Source organism: Clostridiales bacterium, from assembly GCA_015243575.1.
Taxonomy (GTDB): domain Bacteria; phylum Bacillota; class Clostridia; order Peptostreptococcales; family Anaerovoracaceae; genus Anoxybacterium; species Anoxybacterium hadale.
Genome location: CP042469.1, coordinates 4,263,551 through 4,282,726, shown reverse-complemented (window position 1 = coordinate 4,282,726; position 19,176 = coordinate 4,263,551). Strand labels below are relative to the sequence as shown.

The window sequence follows — 19,176 nt, the reverse complement described above, 5'->3', positions numbered from 1 at the left end:
AAGAAAGCCACGACCGAAAACCGGTCGTGGCATAATTGCAGGATATTTGGCGTAAATGTCGTGTTTTGTCGATTTTTTAGATTTGTCCCTGCAAGTGGAGCAGAACGCGCGTCCTGAAAACATTGCTTTCAGCAGTAAATTCCACCATACCATTGTACTTTTCAGCGGTGTAACTGATACTCCTTGTCCCGGTCCCGCCGCCTTGCTTCTGAGATTTTGGGAAACCGCTTTCAAAGGCAATATGATCAGCGCATGAGTTTTCAAAAACAATGTGAAGCTTTCCGGCTCCGTTATAAACGGAATATGCAATCTTTATAACAATCCGTCTCTCCATTTCTTCAGGACAGCGCAAGCAGCCCTCCACGGCATTTTCAAAGGAATTGGCTAAAATGCCGGCCAGCGCAACATCATCCATCGGGAGATTCGCAGGAATCCTTGCGTCGATTTCGGTTTTAATGCCGTTCTCCCTTGCCCTCGCCGCCCATCTTGACAAGATGGCATTTGCTGCAAGGTGCTGACACACATTGGTAAGAACCGCGCTTTCTGTTCTCAGCGTCTGAGCATTCAAGTAGGAAACCGCTTCCTGTGTTTTGCCACCCGCAAGCATTGCTAAGAGCGTATCGTAATGATGACGAAGATCATGGCGATCACGACGGGCAGCGCTAATGGCATTTTTCTGCTCCTCTAACTGCTCCTCCCACATCTTGTTTTGCTGAGCAAGGATGCTTTCCCGCTCATGCCCCTCATACTTTTGCACAATGGCATTGATCGATCGAAAAATCAACCAGTAAACGCTGAAAAACACCAGATATGAGCTTGCAAACAGATACCATCGGTAGTCCGTTTCATACCAGTAGAAACGTGGCCAATAAAGAATAACGGCTTCGAGAACATAAAAAGAAATGGCCAAAAGAGCAATCAAATGCCACTCTTTTCCCAGGATCTCAACCAGCTTGCGAAAGCGAGGGCGAACAATTTTAAACACACACAACAAAAGAGCTCCGAATAGCACTGTGCGGAATATCAAATATTCAGTATTGTATACGAGTACAGATTTTTCGGAGGCGCACAGATCGGAAATATAGCAGACTCCAAGATATAAATTAAACTGAGTGAACATGACAAAAAGCGATACCGCCCATCTGTCCGCGGAGCAAATGATCAGCAAAATCAGACATAATCCGATTTCGACGGGTACAATCAGGCGTTCTGCGATTTGTTGACCGTGTATAAGTAGAAAGGCAAAATATCCCCCGGCAACTGCAATATAAATTACAACGGTGATTGCAATTCGCTTCCTTATCGGTTCTTTCAGCTTTATTAGAAAAAAGAAAAATAGGCCGATATAAGCAGCCGTCTGCAAAAAACGCAGAAGTATTACTGTATATGTAATCATATGAATATGACCCTCTCCCTCATCGATTACAAACGTAATCCATGTACTGTCTTTTGAAATCTGTATATTTTCGGCTGAGGATAGGAATTTTAACGCCGGTAGAAAAACCAACGCTCTTGGATGAAAGTTCAACAATATAATCCATATTTATGATATACGTGCTGCCGCATTTGTAAAAGCGCGGGTCTGTAGCGAGCAGCTCATAAAACTCCGCGGAGGATTTGCGCACCGCGATCGTCCTGCCGTCTGACAGATATAAGCGCTGCAGATGATTATTGGTTTCAGAATAGATAAGCTTGTCCAGATCAACGCGGCTGATGCCATCAGATGATTTAACGGCAATATATGCCCCGCCCCTCTTTTCAAGGTTGTCGATCACCTTGTCAAATGCCGCAAAGAATTCTTTTTCGGAATAAGGTTTCACCAAATAATGCGCAGCATTTAACGAAAAAGCATCGATCGCATGGTCCCGTGAGGTGGTCACAAAGATAATCTGACAGTTATCGCCCATTTTTCGCAGCTCCTGCGCCGCATCCGTGCCGAGAATACCCGGCAGATAGACATCAAGCAGCAGCACATCAAATCCGCCATTCTCCGAAATATAAGTGAGCATTTCTAACGGTACGGAGAAAAAATCTGTTTTCATTTCATATTGCGGATGTTCATAAGCGTATTTTTTGAGAAAACTGCCAGCCTGCTCAAGCTCCTGCGGCTCGTCATCACAGATTGCAATGCGAATCATCGGCTTGTCCCTCCTTTCAGATCCATATCGTCACCAACGCGTTACAATGCAACGCCAAGATTCGTTGAATATTTTAACACACCATAGCTTCCATTGACAAGATATTACACGCCTGAGAAATTGGAAAACCGGCCGTATTTACCAATTTAGCTCAAAACCGGCTTTGACTAGCAAAAGATGGAAGGCTGCTAAAGCCTCCCATCCTTTCGTTTGGAGAATCTAGGATCACATATCGCATTAGAAATGAAATGGCTGCGAATTTTTCTTCCTGCCTGATATAGAAATCCCTTTTAATTTCCTATAAATACTGATCCACATTGTCTTTGGTAATCAGCACAAATGGAATGTTTGTATTTTTTTCGTATGCTTCTCCTCTGGCAATTTTGAATGCAACATCAACGCTGCCTGTCCCCTGCCCGTTTGCATCCTGCAGAACGGTAGCATCAAGTTCGCCTGCCTGAACACTCAGCTTGGCATCCTCGATAGCATCAACACTGACAATCACAATATCATCCTTTCGTCCGGCGTTAATAACAGCGTTCAGCGCGCCCATTCCCATATTATCATTTTCCGCTGCGATTGCACTGATATCCGGATATTTTTGAAGCCAATCTTCTGTGATGCGCATGGCCTCTTCCCGGAGCCACTTGCCGCTCAATGACTCAAGGACTGTGACCCCCGCTTCCTTATAGATCGTGTTCTTTAACCCTTGGTCACGATCGATTTGAGCAGAGTTGCCGATGTCTCCTTCCAATTGCAGGACGTTTCCCTTTGCGTTCCCTTTACCGCCCAATTGATCGGCTATAAAATTACCCATAATCTCACCGGCTTCCACATCATTGGAACCCACAAAGGCGGTGGCATCCTCCACATTGCTCGTCTTCGAATTAACGATTACAATTGGGATGCCCGCTTCCTTGCATTTGTCAACAATTGGAGCGCATCCGTTGGCATCCACCGGGCTCATGATGATGACACTGACACCCATGGCAATCATATCATCTGCTTGATTGAGCTGCTTTTGAACATCGGTGTCAGCGTCAACTTGTAAGAAGTTCGCAATTTTTCCGGAAGACTTCAGTTCCGCCAATGCGGTGTCCTGAGCTGCGTTTAATAGAATTTGATACTGGTCAGAACGTGATTTCTGAAGGATGCCAATTTTAACCGCTCTGTCATCCTTTGCTGCTTCGCCACCTGCCTCCCCACTGGCGCCGCACCCGGATAAGAGCGAGAGGGTCATGGCCAGTACTAATAATACGGTGGTTAATTTTCTCGTCATTCTTCTTCCTACCCTTAACTTCTTCATACTTCTTCCTCCTCAAACAATAATCTTATGGAAAGACAATCTGTCATTCATATCATTTGCTTTTACGGCGGCTAATCATAATATCCAAAATAACAGCCCCCAGTATAATAAACCCCTTTACGATCTGCTGATAAAATGATGAGACGCCCATCAAATTCATTCCGTTATTGATTACGCCAATCATAAGAATCCCTATGACAGTTCCGGGTATGGTTCCGATTCCCCCATTCAAACTGGAGCCCCCGATTACAACCGCTGCAATGGCATCCAGCTCATAACCCACTCCAATGGACGGTTGCCCGGCATTGACCCGGGAGGTCAAAATGACACCGGCAATTCCGGTGAAGACCCCCATCATCATATAAGTAAGCAGCTTGATTTTAAATACATTCACACCGGAAGCCACAGCAGTATGTAGATTGCCGCCAATGGCATATACATACTGTCCATATTTCGTGCGGCTGAGCAAAACAAGCCCAATGAAGGCAATGCTGATCAGGACAATGATGGAATACGGAATCACACCCAATAACTTGCCTTGCCCGATCTCCTTAAATGCGTTGCTCGTTAAAACGTACGATTTGCCGTCACTGATCACATAAGCGACTCCCCTGAAAATCAGCTGTGTACCAAGTGTCACCACAAAGGGAAACATATCAAATTTGGAAATGATGTATCCGTTAAATAATCCGATTAATCCACATGCGGCAGATGCCAAAGCCACTGCAAAGACGACATTACTTGGATTCGCAGCCAACACAGCACCAGTTACAACAGAGGCAACCGCGATCATCGAGCCAATGGACAAATCAATTCCGCCGCTGATGATGATGAACGTCATGCCGATGGCAATGATTCCGTTAATACTGATCTGGTTCAGAACATTGATGGTGTTCTGCAATGTCCGAAAGGTAGGGCTTGCGATCAGCAGAAAGACAATCATAAAAGCCAGGATCATCAGAATCCCGTATTTTCTGGTGAATAACGCCAAATCGAAAGACTGCTCTGTCTGTTTTGCTTGCATACTCATTTGTCACCTCCGAGTGCCTTGTTTAATATCATTTCCTGCAAATTGATTCCCTCACGCATTTCAGATCGATGGAATTCACCATTGATCCTCCCCTCATGAACGACCAGAATCCGATCGCTCATCCCGATTACTTCTTCCATCTCTGATGAAATCATGATAATTGCCATGCCTTCTGCGGCGAATTGGCACATCAACTTATAAATTTCATGTTTGGCACCGATGTCAATCCCTCGGGTCGGTTCATCAAGAATCATTAGTTTGGGTGCTGCCATCATCCATTTGGCGAGGATTACTTTTTGCTGATTCCCGCCGGAGAGGCTTACTGCTTCAACAGAGAGGCTGGATGCCTTGACGGATAATTTCTTTGCATACTCTGAAATTTTCGCATTGTTTGCTTTATGGTTGATAAGCAGGCTGCGCTGCTGCTTCTTTAAGTTTGGCAAGCCAATATTCTCGTATAAGCTGCGGCAAAGCACCAGACCATACTTTTTCCTGTCTTCTGTGACCATGGCAATTCCATGAGCAATTGCTTCTGCAGTGTTCCGTATGGTTAGCGGCTGACCGCACCATGTGATTTCACCGGCGTCATATGGATCAAGGCCAAAGATGGATTTCATAATCTCACTTCGTCCTGCGCCGACCAAACCGGAGAAGCCAAGGATCTCACCCGCCCTGACTTCAAAACTGATCTCCCGGAATACACCTTTTCGTGTCAGTCCTTCGACTTTCAAAACAACTTCCCCATGCTGCGCCGGAACCTTGTCAAAGACATCAGACAGCTCACGGCCCACCATCATTTTGATGAGTGCCGGGCGATTGATTTCCGCAATATCTCTGGTACCGATATACCTGCCATCTCTAAAAACCGTCACCCGATCGCTTATCCTCGTGATTTCCTCCATGCGGTGGGAAATATAGATGATGCTGATGCCCCGCTGTTTTAATTCTTCTATAGTTCGAAACAGATTTTCCGTCTCATCTGCGTCCAGAGAAGAAGTCGGTTCATCCATAATGACGATTTTGGCATTGAACGTTACCGCTTTGATGATTTCTACCATCTGCATCTGTGCTATGGTTAATTCAATCATTTTGACCTGGGGGCTGACGTTCATGCCATACTTTTCCAGAATAGCGGCTGCTTCCTGATTCATCTTCTTCCGATCAACCAGTAACCTGTAAAACCGGGTAGGCTCACGATTGAGGAAAATATTTTCTGCAATGGTCATATGTAAAATTGGATTTAGCTCCTGGTAAATCATGCTGACACCGGCACCAATTGCCTCTGCAGGATTTTCAAAACAAACTGGTTTTCCGTCAAATAGAATCTCTCCCCTGTCTGCTTTCAATTGCCCCGCGGCAATTTTCATCAAGGTTGACTTTCCTGCTCCGTTCTCCCCCATCAAAGCATGAACCTCACCGCACCGAACCTGAAGCTGAACATCATCCAATGCCAAAGTGCCCGGAAACTGCTTTGTGATTCCTTTCATTTCCAGCAAAGATGTACTTTCAAGGTTGGACATTTCTGTTCATTCCCTTCTTTCTATTGCTTAATTTCGTACTGCTTCAAAAATGTTTCTAAATACCGTTGTACGTCTTTTACATGCCGATTACTATCAATCGTTTTCGGTGTCAGTTCTCTGAATTCTGCCTGAAGTATTTCATCCGCCAGTGCCTTTCCGTATTCGATTGGATGTACTGGGTCCATCCCGTTTGCCATAACCAGAACCGGAGTTTTTATATTCTGCCATAAGCGCCGATCCAGACATGGCTGGTCTGCAGGCATTGCCAGATACTTGGCGGCAGTGGTTTTGGCATACGCATAATCAAAATACCCAAGAAAGGATTGTGCCGCAGCGGGTGATTCCCGTGCCAGCTCCATGTAAGGTTCATATGTTGCAAACAGATAGCGGCCAATCTGCGGCTCCATTTCACAAATCAGTCTGGCAACCTCACGAAACAGATCTCTGATTTCCGGATTCATGGGCTGATCCAGCCAGGCTGGCCGTGAAAATACACTGCCTGTGGTTCGGCTGGGATAACGCAGAACGAAATTTAATGACACTGCCGCGCCCATGGAAATGCCTCCAACAATTGCTTTCTCCAAATTGAGATGGTCCAGAAATGCTGCCAAATCACTGCCAAAGGTTTCAAAACCGAGTTTTTCCTCTGGCCCAAGCTCATTTGTTTCACCATGACCTCGAAAATCGAAGCTGAGAAGCCGTATGCCCGCGGGAGGAATAAAGATATTTTGAATTTGTTCCGTGCTCCCCCCCAAGCCATGTTGAAAGACGAAGGGAGTGCCTTCCCCAAGATCAATGTAATGAAACCGAATGCCCTCATGAATGAAATAGGCCATGCACTTATTCCTCCGTTTCCAGCAGTTCGAGCTGTTTCCGGAGAAATGCCAAACTTTCAGGAACCTGAGCTTCCGAAAGACCATGAAGGATCAGGGGTCCCTGAAAGCCGCAATCCTTTAATAAGTTCAGATACGTCCTGTAATCCAGCAGACCTTTTCCTGCAGCTACAAATTCTGGTTCCTCTCCATCTTTTGCAAGATCTTTGGCGTGGGCAATCACGATATCATCCGCCAGCAATTCAAAGGCATTGTTTAAGATTGAGGTCATTTTTTCTGCTTCTCCGGCATGAAACAAATTGGCACCGTCCATGATGATTTTCAGATTTGGCGACTGCATTTCATCAAGGAGCTTTCTTGCCTTGCCTGTGCTGTTGATCACGTTGGAGACCTCTGGTTCAATTGCTAACGTAATCTTGTGATCCTCGGCAATCTGCAAGGCTGCACCCATGGTCACACACAGATCATGCCAGGCTTCAGGCAAATCATTGTCCGGATGTTTCTTCCACATACTGGTTTCATTGCGCGTTCCGGTGCATAACGTAATCACCGAGGTTCCCATTGGCAAACATGACTTAGCCAGTTCGGCAAGACGCTTGAGTCCGATCTGGCGCTGGCTAAAATCAGGATGAATCATATTGAAGGTTCCTGAAACAGCAGCGATTGCAACACCGTATTTTATGGAAGCCTTTCGAACGCGATCTGTCATATCCTGTGAAATGGTATCCGGCATCGAGGTAAGCCCAATGCATGCCATGTTAAACTGTGTCTGTGTCAAACCCTCACGCTGTATTGCTGCAAATACTTCTTCAACACTTGTACGGGTAAATGTTTTGGCAAATATCCCTATCTGCATATGCATCTCCTTTCAGTTCATACAAATTCAATTTCTGTTGCTGTATACCAGATAACATGCCCCCATAACCCCTGCATCAATTCCCAGTTCGCCTGTCACAATCCTGCATCGCTGGATCGGATGCATCAGGGCGTTTTCAACCTGCTCTCTGGCCTGACCTAAAATCCGTTCCCCTAATTGCGATACGCCGCCGCTGATAATGATAATTTCCGGGTTGAAAAGATGGATCAGGTTTACCAGCCCGAGGCTTAATTTTCTCGCAAAGATTTCAACGGCCTGTTTTGCAGCCGGGTCCTCTTCATCCCACGCCTTACTGATCATTTCACCAGTGATTGCTTCCTGGTTCCCGGATGCGTATGCAAGAAGCAGCGAATCAGGCAGGTCTTTGATTCTTTCCCGCGCATATCGTGTGAGTGCCGTAGCCGAGCAGCAGCTTTCGAAGCAGCCGTTCTTGCCGCAGGAACATCTCGCGCCATCGGGTTCGATGATCATATGCCCCGCTTCAGCCGCTACATGGGATGCCCCATGCAGTATGCTTCCATCAATAATAATCCCGCTGCCCAGCCCAGTCCCGAGCGTCAGCAACACGATATTGCTGCACCCCCGGCCCGCGCCAAAGTACATTTCACCAAGAGCGTTAATTGTTCCATCATTTTCTGTATATACTGGTTTTTTTAAATACTTATGAAGCCATTTCCCTGCATCCACATCGGTCCAAAATAAATTGGCAGCATTGAGGACGAGGTTCTGCCGGCTGTCAATCAAACCCGGAACGCCAAGGCCAATTCCAGATACATCTTCCATGTCAATCTCTGACTCAGCAGCCATGGATTCTATCAGATTGTTGATTTCAGAAAAGACCGACTCCGGATTCTTATTCTGAGGTGTCGGCGCAGTCTTACTGATAACCGGCTGCAGTGTTTCATTCATGATCATCCCTTTGATATTTGTGCCGCCCAGATCAATTCCTATATAATAATTCATTCCCTTAGCCTCTTAATCGATTTCATTGATTTCACCTCTTTTTCTGCGGTTATACATCCGCAAGGTTGACCCGCCGGCCTGTTGCTGCGGATTGGTGGATTGCTGAGATTGTTCTCATGGCCGCAATTCCGTCATCAATGGATGCACCTTGAAGCGCCGTATGATTTAGAATGGTGTCTGCAAACCCTTCTACCTGGCGCTTATAAAAATGGCCGTCTGCAGCAATAGGTCTTCTATAAAGTCCATCCTTGCTTGAAAATACCTCCACATCGCTGGATTTAAAGAGCCACGGATTATAGGTTTTGCCGACAACACTTCCATGTTCTCCATATACGTGGAACCCCTCATGCCAATCCATGCGGACTGCCACCGTCAAGTCCAGATTACCAATGGAACCATTTGCAAACTCCACAGCAACTTGCCAGCTGTAGGAATCATATTTTTTCACAAGCTGTGCATCTACGCTTTTGATTTCCCCGCCAAGAAACCTGGCTGTATCAACAAGATGGCTGCCATGGGTCAGCATGTAGTATTTCCCTTTATCGGATTTGGGATCTCCGCTTGGTTTCTTAGCCTTTTCGCTCTGAACAATGATTGGCTGCACGTTATCCGTCACCGTATAACGATACGTGCTGTCACAATACCAAGCTTTGATCACCAGTAACTCACCGATTTCATTCTGAATGAAATCCCGAGCAAAGCAGACGCCCTGATCGAATCGTTTCATGTTTCCAACCTGAACAATTAATCCTGCCTTCTCAGACAGTTCACGCAGTTCTTCACATTCCTGTACCGTAACACCCAAGGGCTTTTCGACCAAAACATGCTTTCCTGCAAGAATGGCCTGCTTCGCACAGGAAACATGAAACTGATCAGCAATTCCGATAATCACTGCATCGATTTCAGGATCAGCCAGCATCCTGGTATAGTCGTTATATGTAACACGCACATTATGGCTGGAAGCCATCTTTTCCAACAAATCCTCTGCAACATCGCAAATGGCGTAGAGTTTCGCATTATGTGCCCGATTGCAAGCTTCAAGATGAGCGGCCTGAGAGATTTGACCGCACCCCAAAACTCCAATTTTTAATAACTTTGAATCCTTTTTCATCTCACTTACTCCTTTAACGAACTACAGCATCTAATTTTTATCGACTTCGATAAAAATTCTCTTGTTGTCGCTATCATATTAGCGCATTTTATTATCGTTGTAAACAATTATATTTGCATTTTTATTAATTTCAAAAGAATTGTTGGTTAATTTCTCAAAAAAACTACCATTTCCGATAATTATATTGTATTATGGATGTGGGCTCATCCCTATAAAAGGATTTTTACATCGAAAAGAATGCCCCTATTGAAACAATTCCAGTAGAAAGAAGTGATTAAAAATGCAAACATTTAAGAATAAAACCGAATTGAGACACGAAAAAATTCGGAGTATGCTGATTGCAGCGGAGCTTGTCACAGTTGCAGAGTTTCGCAAAAACCTTAACTGCAGCGAAGCAACCATTCGTAATGATCTACGCTATCTCGAGGAAAAAGGATTATTGAAGCGTTGTTTCGGCGGTGCCGTTGCCACAGGCAGTACAGCAAGACACACGAGCATGAATATGCGTTCTATTGTCTATAAAAAAGAGAAGGAAGCCATAGCGGATTACATCGTCAAAAGCATCCTCTCATCAGGCCAAACCATCATTTTGGATTCAGGTTCAACCAGCTTAGAGGTTGCGCAAAAAATTGCCGCATCTGACCTTGAATTGACCGTATTGACTAATTCTTTTTCAATCGCAGCGGTTCTGACCAATTCTCCCCGGATCAAGTTCTTTCTTGCCGGAGGGAACTATGACCCGGAACCCGCTGCTTTTCATGATGAATTTTCCATCGCGCTTTTCAATACGATGCGTGCAGATCTATGCTTTCTTTCCGTAAACGGTGTCTCCTGCGATGCTGGGTTTACCATATCCGGCTTCGAGGAAGCCCCGATCAAACAGGCTATGATCAAGGCATCGCATCAGTGCTACGTCATCGCTGACCATTCGAAATTAGGAAAAACCGGTTTAAAAGTCATCTGCAGCCTCGCTGAGGTGACCGCTTTGATCAGCAACAAGTCTGATCATGAGGAAATTGTAAAGGAACTGGAAGCTTCAGGATTAAGAATCGTTCTGGCTCCCCTTAAGTACCAGTAAGCTTCAGTCAATATTAATATACACTTAGGCATTGGGGACGTTCACCCGTTAGAACGTGTACCTCCGTCACACAAATAAAAAACCCCTTCAAGATGCTCTTCGTTCTTGAAGGGGATTTTTAGCAAGATTAGTATCCTTTCAGGATATGGGTCATTACAGTTCTCTTGCAAGCTCGTAAGCGTTCCAGATGGAGTACATAATATTATGCACCTTCTGAGAATCGCCGATATTGTGGACAGGAATATCAAGATCCTTTAATTCATCATACAATGCATGATTCTCCTGGTAACCGATGGCTGAGATAACGGTATCCGCGGGGAAGGATTGCTCTCCCTCCGGAGTTCCCACCGTCACCGTTCCTGCCTCTATGTGCTTCACCGTACTGCCGGTATGAATCGTCACCTTATGAAATGCCAGTAAATCCACAAGCATATCATGATTCATGTGGGGAAGTGCTCCGTGTCCACCCAGAATATCCTTCATCATTTCTATGACGGTAACATTGGAGCCATTCTGCGCCAGCCATAGCGCGGTTTCACAGCCCACCAGCCCGCCGCCGATGATTACAACATTCTTGCCGGCCTCTGCTTTTCCAAGCAGGATTTCATCAGCAGTTGTCACAAAATTCTCTGAGCCGAACTTGCTCTGAATCGGTTTGGAACCGGTTGCCACAATAATTTCATCCGGCTTATCATCGGATCGATTCGCAGCGGTTACCTCGCAGTTCATCTTGACTTCCACATCAAGAAGCGCCAGCTGTTTCTCATACCACTTGACCAGCGCCCTGTCATAGCGTTTGAAATGAGGAACGCCTCCCGGAATCAGATTTCCGCCCAGGTTGCCGCTCTTTTCACAAAGGGTCACACGGTGTCCCCGCTCAGCCAGCACTCTTGCTGCTTCCATCCCCGCGACACCGCCTCCGATGACAAGAATGTGTTTCTTTTTTCCAGCGGGTGTAAGCCCGTAAATCTTCTCTCTCCCGCAGGCAGGGTTTACGGCACAGCTCACGGGCGCATTTGCAATCCTTCCCAGACAGCCTTCATGACATCCAAGGCACGGCCTGATTTCCTCCAGTCTCCCGGTTCTTACTTTCTCAGGATAATACGGATCGGTGAGAAGCTGTCTGCCAAGGCCGATGATATCGCAGGAATCTCCCAGCGCTTCGATTGCCATCTCTGGATTTTCCATTCTTCCTGCCAAAATAACCGGAACATCGACGTTCTGTTTGACAAGTCGTCCAAATTCCCTATACATCCCTTCTTCGAAGTACATCGGCGGGTGATTCCAATACCAGGAATCGTATGTCCCAGCATCCACATTGAGTGCGTCATACCCCGCCGCAACCAGAATTTTAGCTGCCTCGATTCCTTCTTCAATGTCTTTTCCTGCCTCTTCATATTCTTCTCCGGGCAGACCGCCCCGACGGATTCCTTTCATGCAGCTTTTCAGGCTGTAGCGCAGGCTGACCGGAAAGTCCGGGCCGCAGGCAGCCTTAATGCCCTTGACGATATCGGTAGCAATTCTCAGCCTGTTTTCCAGCGAGCCGCCGTACTCGTCTGTTCTGCGATTAAAAAGCGCTATGGCAAACTGATCAAGAAGATACCCTTCATGAACCGCATGGATTTCAACACCGTCAAAGCCCGCTTTCTTTGCGACAACGGCAGACATGATAAATTTTTGAATCAGGTTTTTGATTTCTTCTATGGTCATTTCCCTGTGTTTAATCCGAGGATCAAATCGGTTTTCGTTTTCCGACGGTGCTATGAACTTTGTTGCGAATCCAGGCAAAGCACTTCTTCCCAAGCCGCCTGTGAGCTGAAGAAAAATCTTCGTTCCATAGGCGTGGATTCTTTCGTTCATCTGATATGCTTCATGGATAAACGCCAGCGGATTCTGGGTCGGACATGGAAGACCGGGTTTGACCAACCCTTCAATATCCAGATCCACGCTGCAAATACCGGTGATAATCAGGCCGATTCCGCCCTTTGCGCGCTCCACATAGTATTCCTGCAGCCTCTCGTTCATCGCGCCCAGTGCATTGGCGTATCCCACAGGACCCATAGGAGCCATAGATAATTTGTTCTTGATCGTCATCTTCCCGATCGACGCAGGCTCAAAAAGCTCTTTGTACTTTGTACTCATTGTTTCCTTCCTTTCCATCAACTTATAAAGCGTATCTCAACTTATAAGAGCGAACTCATCTTATAAGAATGTAACGCAACTTATAAGAGTGTAACGCTGCCATCTTCTGAAACCTCCACCAGCTGTCCTTCCCGGACCAATTCCAGGAAGCGGTCCCCTAGTCCATCCACCGTAACAATCTTTGTATTCTCCCAGATGTCTGCAAGGAGTACTCCTGATATTGCAAGAGACTCTGCTGTGGCTGAAAACAGCATTGCCTTGGGCTGAATTCCCATGGCTGCCACGGTTTGAATCAGCATCCCCGCTGTGGTTGAACCGATCACCTGAGGAATGCACAGGATCGCCCCCGACAGATCCTTCTGGAAAAGATCTGGATTATTCTGATCGGTGCACAGAGTCTGTTTTCCATTTGAGACCAAAGCACCCATGTAGGACGAAAGTACATTAAACCCCGCTTTGGATACCATAGCATTTCCTTTTACCTGACCTGGAATCACTGTTCTTCCCTGAAACTTTTCCATGCTAAAACCCCTCCTTCACGACTAGATTTACAAGGGTCTCGTCGTCAACATACCTTGCGGTGGAATAGGTTCTCAGCTTGTTCGAATTGGTAATGATCGATTTTTTCGCGCAGAGCGGATTTGACATATACATCAGCGGACAGATGTGAGATACCTTCACGCCAGTTTTCAAAAGCCGGTCATAATGTTCTGTCTCCTTAAACTTTGCAATGACATCCGGTGCACTGGTTATAATGGTATCTACCGCAACCTTGTCGCTTCCGGTTTCTCGAAGTGCCTTCTCAAAGATTTCCGTCCATTCGGTCAATTGATGGAAGGAGGCATGAGGACATCCGACAAATGCTCTTTCTGGTTTGGCGTTCAAATCTGCCCAAAGAATCGGGTAGGATTTCACCACACGCTCAAGCTCTGCATCGTCGATGATATAAACGGGTGCATTCTCTCTGATCAATCCCGCTCCGTCCTTTTTCGCCTCCGGTGTCAGGTTCTCCGCATGATAAAGCGCGACTGCACCATTGGATGCTGTTGCGGCACCCATATCCTTGAGATAGTCCTTTACAGCCGGAGTCAATTCTGTTCCGAGAAACTGATCCAGCCCCTTTATATACGGTACCTTTTCCACCACTTTCATTCCGATTGCGCTTCCCAGAATCTGAGGACGCGGCAGGCTGGAGGTTTTCAGTTCAATGATCCAGTCAGCTTTCCTTCCCTCATCGGTCAGGAATCCGAACTTTGGCGTCTTGCCGATAATCCCGCTGAAAAATTCCATTACACCGGAGGTTCTGTTTGACCGGGCTCCTAATATGGAGTTGGCATAGACCACCGCTGAGGATTCCGCCCAGGCCAGATGATCGCCAAACTTGGGAGTATTCCCCACCTCATCGAAATAACAGGCACAGGTATAGGCATTTTCATCCTTCAACCCCAACTTTGCAAGCATGCTCTCATATTCCTTCTGGGTGCCGTACAGCAGCTGATACATCTCTTGCTCCTGTTGATTTGCCGTAACATTTTCATAATCCAGGGGCTGTGGATCTGCTGTGAAAGGCAGCTTGGTCCTGATTCCTGCGTCAATCATCTCTTTCATGATCCTGGAAAGGGGTTTCAGTGCTGGCATTCCGAAGGAACATACAAGGTGCACCGGCCCATCCAGCGGCACGAGGCATTCTGCATCATACATGTCTCCATACCTTACAAGTGTCTCCATTGTCTTTCGCAGAATCGCTCCGTGTTTTCCATCAAGGAAATCCTGCTCTTCGTTTGTTAACCTCATAATCTTCTCCTTTCTCATCTTTGTTTCCAACGAACATCATTTCACCGAACGTTGTTATGTTAATGTTAGCACTGTGTTAACCTTTTGTCAATCATCTCCTGTGGCGTTGTCTTGCTTTTTTTTCCACAATAGCTTATGATTAGAAAAACAATAAATAAGGAAGCACTGATTGAATGGAGGGTGCGCAGATGGTCAGCGAAAAATTGACCATTTATATGCGCACGAAAATGAATCAGCGCTTCCATAATTGGAGCGAAATAATTTATGGCAATAAGAAAAAGAGACGAACAAGCCGCCCAGACAAAGAATACCATCATACGGGTTGCTTTAAATTTAATTCAAAAAAAGGGCTATCACAATATGAGCATCCGGCAGCTGTGTCAGGAAGCGGGCATCTCCACCGGGGCTTTTTACCACCATTTCAGCTCCAAGGAAGAGATGATCAACAACGGCTTTGCGCTGTATGACGAAGCGCTGGATCAGCTGCTGCAGCATTATGAGTTCCACGATCCCGTAGAAGATATCAAGTTTATCTTACTTCACCAGACAAGATACGTGATGGAAGAGTCGGCCAACCTTACAAAAGAGCTCTACATCGCTCAATTGTCAACAGATGTGAAGTATTCCGTCAACTCGGGGAGAAAATACTATCAGACGATAGAAACGCTGGCGGAGAGCGCATTGCATAAAGGTCTGATTCATACGGATATGACGGTGCATGAACTTGCCTCTTTTCTGATCCGGATCAATCGGGGCGTTATTTTGGACTGGTGTCTTAATGACTATTCTTATGATCTGATGAAACAGGCAGAAAAAGATCTGTTATTTATTCTGGAAAAACTGACGGCGCCTTTATCCGTCTGACACGCGCATTAGACAAAGTACCGCAACCGTCCATCTTCGATGCCTGCCACCACCGAAGCGGTGATCCGTATATCGCCTGGTTCCAACACAAAACGCCAATTTACGATATACTCTGATTAGGAGATTTCATCTCCCGATACCCTCTTTGGTCAGAAGTTCGATCCTCTCCTGTCATAAAAAAAATATTAGAGCCCTGAAGGACTCTAATATTTTTTGGTGGAGAATAGGAGGATTCGAAGATGCGTCTTCCGTCGCATCTTCCGTCCTTCGCCACCTTACTCTGGTGTCTCGGACCGCTCCCTACTCGAAAGTCCACTGGACTTTCTCATTTACGTTCGCGCTCTTTCGAGTTCGATCCTCTTCTGTCATAAAAAAATATTAGAGCCCTGAAGGACTCTAATATTTTTTGGTGGAGAATAGGAGGATCGAACTCCTGACCTCTGCATTGCGAACGCAGCGCTCTCCCAGCTGAGCTAATTCCCCGGATCGATATCTGTCAACGAGGAAATTATACTACTATGAAAATGAAACTTCAATCAAAAATAATCCAAAAATGCAAAAAAACAACCTGGGGCAAATCCCTCTCGCCCCATCAGCCGGCAGAAACCGCACAAAGCACAAAAAAGAAAAATGGCAGCATATTGCTGCCTTTGGTTCATTGTTTGAATAGCGTCTTTCTTATGAAATGCTGTCTTAGTAAATTTAATCTGCATGCTATCATTTCATAACATCTGCATCATTTGAAATTGGTGGGCGATATTGGATTCGAACCAACGACTTCCACCTTGTGACGATGGCACTCTAGCCTGCTGAGTTAATCGCCCCCACCTTATCAATCTATAAACTTGAATACTTGTTATCTGGATATCTCTTTCATTGTTATTATCCACCTTTTCCCTATTCCTGTCAATACAAAACATAAAGCTATCCAACCATACCTCTGGCAAGTTACGCCTTACGCCCAGCCACTCAGATCTATTATGATCCATGATGTCATTGGAATGTAATATTATTTTTTCATGGATTGATTGACATTTTTCCTGTCTCGTTATAGTATGAATACGATATCAATATGATATCATATGTTCCGTCAGAAAAAGAAAGGGGTTTTTTATATGACGACGACAATGAATAAAGATGAAAAGAAGCTGCATTATGAAGAGATTACACCCAAATACACCAGCGGGATGAAACTACTAATCCTGAATCTGATCCTTATGCTGGCTTCCGTTGGCTTGTTCGTATACGCGATAATAGAGAAATCGTCGGGTGCATACGGGATTTACGGCTTGTTGATGATCGCACTCATCGTAATCAGTGCAATTTATTTCGGGCTGATTGGGCCAATCCTTTTCGCAGGCTTGAAAATACTCAAACCAAACGAAGCACTGGTGCTTACTCTATTCGGCAAATATTATGGCACGCTTAAGGGCGAAGGCTTTTTCTTCGTAAATCCTTTTGTTACTGCCTTCCATCCGGTAGTAGAAACTCCCCCTGTGGCTGCAACTACTTCTGATATGCTGGCTGCCCAAGGCAAGGCGAGTTTGCAGGGAGTCAAGCGAGCAAGCAAAATCATTTCGCTAAAAACGATGACACTCCACAACGATAAGCAGAAAATCAACGACGAGCTGGGAAATCCCATTATTATAGGAATTGTAGTAATTTGGAAGGTAGTCAATACTGCAAAAGCGGCCTTCAATGTGGATAATTATACCGAGTATCTGTCGATTCAGTGTGATTCCGCCCTTCGGAATATCGTTCGGCTCTACCCTTACGATTCTGAAAATGAGAATCAGGAGAAGTCTCTGCGTGGCAGCAGTCAGGAGGTAGCCGAGAAGCTAAAGGCTGAGATACAAAATGCCGTCGAAATCGCAGGTCTTGAAATTATAGAGGCTAGAATCACACATTTGGCTTATGCCCCCGAAATCGCAGCAGCTATGCTTCAAAGACAACAGGCCTCTGCAATTATTGATGCAAGGCAGATGATCGTTGAAGGTGCCGTCGGGATGGTAGAAATGGCGCTTGAAAAGCTTAACGAAAATAACGTCGTGCATCTGGACGAAGAGCGCAAGGCCGCTATGGTAAGCAACCTGCTTGTGGTCCTTTGCGGAAATAAGGATGCCCAGCCCATTGTGAACAGCGGATCCATTTATTGATCCTGCACACATCCGCCTGGCAAAGGGAAATCTGTTGCAGTGTAGATTCCCGATGTTATACAATGGGAAAGGCAGGAGGTTGATGAATGGACAATAAAGAAAAAGATAAAAAACAACTTTTACTACGCTTATCGCCGACACTCTGGAAAGAGCTTGCTTCCTGGGCGGAGGATGACTTTCGGTCCATCAACGGCCAGATAGAGTACCTCCTTACAGAATGCGTCCGGCAGCGAAAAAAATCCAACGGGAAACACCTGGAAGATCAAAGAGAAGAATCACTCTGATGAGTAAAATAGTAAGTCATGAGCATAGGATGGATCATCTGAAGTTGGCCGAAGGTCGGAAGCGGATATCCATCCTTTTGATTGAGGCTACCTCATATTCATTTCTTCATTTACACTGATTATTTTAATTTCTTTTTTATTATCCTTCTACTAATGGCATTCTTCCTTCAAAACCTCTTCGATTCCAATGGAAAGACAGACCACATCGCCACAATATTCTATGGCCTTCATCATGGTATGGGCAGGTTTCATGCGATGAAATGACAGTGTATAATCAGCACGAATGGAATCAATATCGGCTTCGCCGCTGTCTCCGTTCACTCCGCTCGGCATATCCAGCGCATAAACAGACGCAATCGATATGTTGATTTGCTCGGTTACTTTTCTGACCTTCTCGCCCAAGATCCCATGAAACCCTGTTCCAAAGATTCCATCCACGATGATTTCTGCGGTCTTAACCTGCGAGAGGATTGCGTCGCTCTCCCCTGCTCCGCTTAGAAACGGAATATTTAGTTCTTTGCAAAGTCTATAATTTTCTATAGAATCAGGCGTCTTCGGTTCACCTTCTAATAGGGCAATGGATACCCTTGCTCCCAGCTTTTCAAGTTTTCTTGCGACAACAAACCCGTCGCCTCCATTATTTCCTCTGCCACAGAGAATCAGTACCTTTTGACCTGCTATAGGGTGGTGCTCCGCAATAAATTCCGAAGCCCTTGTCCCTGCGTTTTCCATCATCTGATAATAGGATAGCCCAGCTTGATCTGCCCTTCTCTCAATCTCTTTCATCTGGGCAGCGGTAACCGCTTTCTCCCCCGAAAATTGCTTATCCTTCAATGTTTCCATGCTAATTTCTCCGCCTCTCCTCAATGTTTCCATGCTAATTTCTTTGTCACTCCTGAACCAAATAGAGTTACTGCAGCCACCCACTTCACTCCGATTATAACATGATTTTATTGTTTTTGTATCCTTGCCTGCACAGATCATTTAAGGTATAATAATTTTATATGATAAATAAATAACATTTTGTTGTTCTGACGCCCGAAGGTACGCCTGAGGGGAAAGGCACTTACGATAGAACGG

The 19,176-nt window shown here is 45.7% G+C and carries 17 protein-coding genes and 2 tRNA genes; 4 read left to right on the top strand and 15 right to left on the bottom strand.

The genetic code is table 11. The features are described from left to right. Positions 1 to 76 precede the first annotated feature (76 nt). The 9 genes from FRZ06_18775 to FRZ06_18735 form a co-directional block, all read right to left on the bottom strand. Positions 77 to 1,396: a sensor histidine kinase gene (locus FRZ06_18775; protein ID QOX65247.1), complete on the bottom strand. Its 1,320-nt coding sequence runs from the start codon at positions 1,394 to 1,396 to the stop codon at positions 77 to 79. 19 nt (positions 1,397 to 1,415) lie between these two features. Further along, entirely contained in the window at positions 1,416 to 2,138 is a 723-nt protein-coding gene (locus tag FRZ06_18770) for a response regulator transcription factor (GenBank protein ID QOX65246.1), read from the bottom strand. Between the two features lie 298 nt (positions 2,139 to 2,436). Continuing rightward, complete coding sequence (locus tag FRZ06_18765) at positions 2,437 to 3,444, bottom strand: sugar ABC transporter substrate-binding protein (GenBank protein ID QOX65245.1); 1,008 nt, start codon at positions 3,442 to 3,444, stop codon at positions 2,437 to 2,439. A gap of 52 nt (positions 3,445 to 3,496) precedes the next feature. Beyond that, a complete protein-coding gene (locus tag FRZ06_18760) occupies positions 3,497 to 4,474 on the bottom strand; it encodes an ABC transporter permease (GenBank protein ID QOX65244.1) in 978 nt (325 codons plus the stop codon). Beyond that, positions 4,471 to 5,994: a sugar ABC transporter ATP-binding protein gene (locus FRZ06_18755; GenBank protein QOX65243.1), complete on the bottom strand. Its 1,524-nt coding sequence runs from the start codon at positions 5,992 to 5,994 to the stop codon at positions 4,471 to 4,473. Before FRZ06_18755 ends, FRZ06_18760 begins: the two co-directional genes overlap by 4 nt. Before the next feature lie 20 nt (positions 5,995 to 6,014). Beyond that, entirely contained in the window at positions 6,015 to 6,914 is a 900-nt protein-coding gene (locus FRZ06_18750; GenBank protein QOX65242.1) for an alpha/beta hydrolase, read from the bottom strand. After that, complete coding sequence (locus FRZ06_18745; GenBank protein ID QOX65241.1) at positions 6,835 to 7,683, bottom strand: sugar phosphate isomerase/epimerase; 849 nt, start codon at positions 7,681 to 7,683, stop codon at positions 6,835 to 6,837. The genes FRZ06_18750 and FRZ06_18745 overlap by 80 nt, the downstream gene beginning before the upstream one ends. A gap of 27 nt (positions 7,684 to 7,710) precedes the next feature. Then, entirely contained in the window at positions 7,711 to 8,667 is a 957-nt protein-coding gene (locus tag FRZ06_18740; GenBank protein QOX65240.1) for an ROK family protein, read from the bottom strand. Positions 8,668 to 8,716: 49 nt separating this feature from the next. Beyond that, the gene (locus tag FRZ06_18735; protein QOX65239.1) at positions 8,717 to 9,778 is read right to left on the bottom strand and encodes a Gfo/Idh/MocA family oxidoreductase; all 1,062 of its coding nucleotides are present in this window, start codon (positions 9,776 to 9,778) and stop codon (positions 8,717 to 8,719) included. A 280-nt stretch (positions 9,779 to 10,058) separates the two neighbouring features. On the opposite strand from FRZ06_18735, the gene FRZ06_18730 reads away from it, so the two are divergent. Next, complete coding sequence (locus tag FRZ06_18730; protein ID QOX65238.1) at positions 10,059 to 10,856, top strand: DeoR/GlpR transcriptional regulator; 798 nt, start codon at positions 10,059 to 10,061, stop codon at positions 10,854 to 10,856. Between the two features lie 153 nt (positions 10,857 to 11,009). Here the strand turns inward: FRZ06_18730 and FRZ06_18725 are convergent, their stop codons facing one another. From FRZ06_18725 to FRZ06_18715, 3 genes are all read right to left on the bottom strand, one after another. Next, positions 11,010 to 12,998 carry an FAD-dependent oxidoreductase gene (locus FRZ06_18725; GenBank protein ID QOX65237.1) on the bottom strand — a complete coding sequence of 663 codons (1,989 nt, stop codon included), beginning with the start codon at positions 12,996 to 12,998 and terminating at the stop codon, positions 11,010 to 11,012. Positions 12,999 to 13,078: 80 nt separating this feature from the next. Further along, positions 13,079 to 13,519, bottom strand: a complete 441-nt coding sequence (locus tag FRZ06_18720; protein ID QOX65236.1) for a DUF126 domain-containing protein — start codon at positions 13,517 to 13,519, stop codon at positions 13,079 to 13,081. A 1-nt stretch (position 13,520) separates the two neighbouring features. Beyond that, positions 13,521 to 14,792: a DUF521 domain-containing protein gene (locus FRZ06_18715; GenBank protein QOX65235.1), complete on the bottom strand. Its 1,272-nt coding sequence runs from the start codon at positions 14,790 to 14,792 to the stop codon at positions 13,521 to 13,523. 264 nt (positions 14,793 to 15,056) lie between these two features. Here FRZ06_18715 and FRZ06_18710 point away from each other — a divergent pair, with 264 nt between their 5' ends. Then, complete coding sequence (locus FRZ06_18710) at positions 15,057 to 15,656, top strand: TetR/AcrR family transcriptional regulator (protein QOX65234.1); 600 nt, start codon at positions 15,057 to 15,059, stop codon at positions 15,654 to 15,656. Positions 15,657 to 16,063: 407 nt separating this feature from the next. On the opposite strand, the gene FRZ06_18705 is transcribed toward FRZ06_18710, so the two are convergent. Together FRZ06_18705 and FRZ06_18700 are read right to left on the bottom strand one after the other, a co-directional pair. Continuing rightward, positions 16,064 to 16,139: transfer RNA gene (locus FRZ06_18705), tRNA-Ala, on the bottom strand. A gap of 264 nt (positions 16,140 to 16,403) precedes the next feature. Beyond that, positions 16,404 to 16,480: transfer RNA gene (locus tag FRZ06_18700), tRNA-Val, on the bottom strand. A gap of 303 nt (positions 16,481 to 16,783) precedes the next feature. Here FRZ06_18700 and FRZ06_18695 point away from each other — a divergent pair. After that, positions 16,784 to 17,812, top strand: coding sequence for an SPFH domain-containing protein (locus FRZ06_18695; GenBank protein QOX66012.1), 1,029 nt, complete (start codon positions 16,784 to 16,786; stop codon positions 17,810 to 17,812). An 86-nt stretch (positions 17,813 to 17,898) separates the two neighbouring features. Then, positions 17,899 to 18,096 carry an Arc family DNA-binding protein gene (locus FRZ06_18690; protein QOX65233.1) on the top strand — a complete coding sequence of 66 codons (198 nt, stop codon included), beginning with the start codon at positions 17,899 to 17,901 and terminating at the stop codon, positions 18,094 to 18,096. Between the two features lie 150 nt (positions 18,097 to 18,246). Here the strand turns inward: FRZ06_18690 and FRZ06_18685 are convergent, their stop codons facing one another. Continuing rightward, positions 18,247 to 19,080, bottom strand: coding sequence for an NAD(P)H-hydrate epimerase (locus FRZ06_18685; GenBank protein ID QOX65232.1), 834 nt, complete (start codon positions 19,078 to 19,080; stop codon positions 18,247 to 18,249). Between the last annotated feature and the right edge of the window lie 96 nt (positions 19,081 to 19,176).